Source organism: Acidovorax sp. KPB24-07, assembly GCF_057543315.1.
In genome coordinates this window covers 1-1,069 of record NZ_BAAJYS010000739.1, presented here as the reverse complement: position 1 = coordinate 1,069, position 1,069 = coordinate 1, and the positions used below count along the sequence as shown (strand labels likewise).

Genomic DNA, 1,069 nt, shown 5'->3' with positions numbered 1-1,069 from the left:
CCGGCACCACGGCCACCACCTCGCCGGCGCGGCCCGGGTCGGGCAGCAGCGCGGCGGGCGCGTTCGCGTGTCGTGTGGCGGTATGGCCGTCGGTGGTCAGCGTGTAGCCGTACTCGGTGGCCGGCCCCGGGTGGCCCGGGGGCAAGGAAAGGATGAGGGTGCTCATGGATGGGTTTCGCGGGCCATTTTAGGGGCGTGGCATGACGGATCGCGCGGCCGGGGTCAGCGGGTGGCCGTGGCGGCGTCGTTGCGCGCGAAGACCCCGCGTTCGCGCCACAGCGTGCGGGCTTCGCGGCCGGCCTTGTAGACCAGGGAGCGTTCCTGCACCACGGTGCTTCCCAGCCGCAGCCGGCCAAGCACTTCGTAGTACGACGAGGAGACGGTGTGCGTGGTGGTGTCCATCTGCGCCGAGCCGCTCAGCAGCTTGCGCGCGTCTTCCTCGTTGCGAAAGTGCCGGGCCTCGCGCGCCTGCACCAGTTGCTGCGCGCCGGCCATGTCCAGCCCCTCGATGCTGGCCTGCAGCACCTGGGCGCTGGCCGTGTTCAGGTTCACCCGCGTGCTGCGCGGCAGCACGGTGGCGTAGGGCTCCAGCGCCGCGATGGTAGCGGCGTCCACGCCCAGCCAGGACAGCTGCGACAAAGTGCGAGGCATCAGGGGCGCGTTGCCCGCATCGCCGCCCGTGGCCTTGGCCTGGCGCAACCCGTCGGCCAGCAGGTTCAGCTGCTGGCGCGGCAGGCCGAGCTGCTCGAAAAGGCGGGTGAACTGGCGTAGGGGGATTTCCTGCACGGCATTGCCGTCCACCAGGTTGAAGAGGTTCAGGCGCGACTGCAGGTCGATGATCCGGCCGGACAGGAAGGCATCGGCCGTGTCGGTGCTCGCATCCTCGGGCTGGCTCACGTTGCGGTCCGCCGCGAGGAAGGTGGACAGGCGCGCTTCTTCCAGCGGCACCGCCCAGGGCTCGGCCAGGTGGTCGGTGCCGTCGCTGTCGCGCGCGGCGGCGTCCTCGCGCAGGATGAGCCGCGACCAGTCGAGCGCGCCGGCCAGGATCCAGGCCGACTGCGCGCGTGCG

At 71.7% G+C, this 1,069-nt stretch carries 1 protein-coding gene and 1 pseudogene; both read right to left on the bottom strand.

Annotated elements, in window-relative coordinates; all coding sequences use genetic code 11:
- Window positions 1-166: pseudogene (locus AC27IQ_RS25435) on the bottom strand (type II secretion system protein GspL); the annotation flags it as partial.
- Window positions 167-222: 56 nt separating this feature from the next.
- On the bottom strand, window positions 223-1,069 hold an 847-nt coding region (gene gspK / locus AC27IQ_RS25430; protein WP_487091285.1), incomplete at its 5' end, for a type II secretion system minor pseudopilin GspK.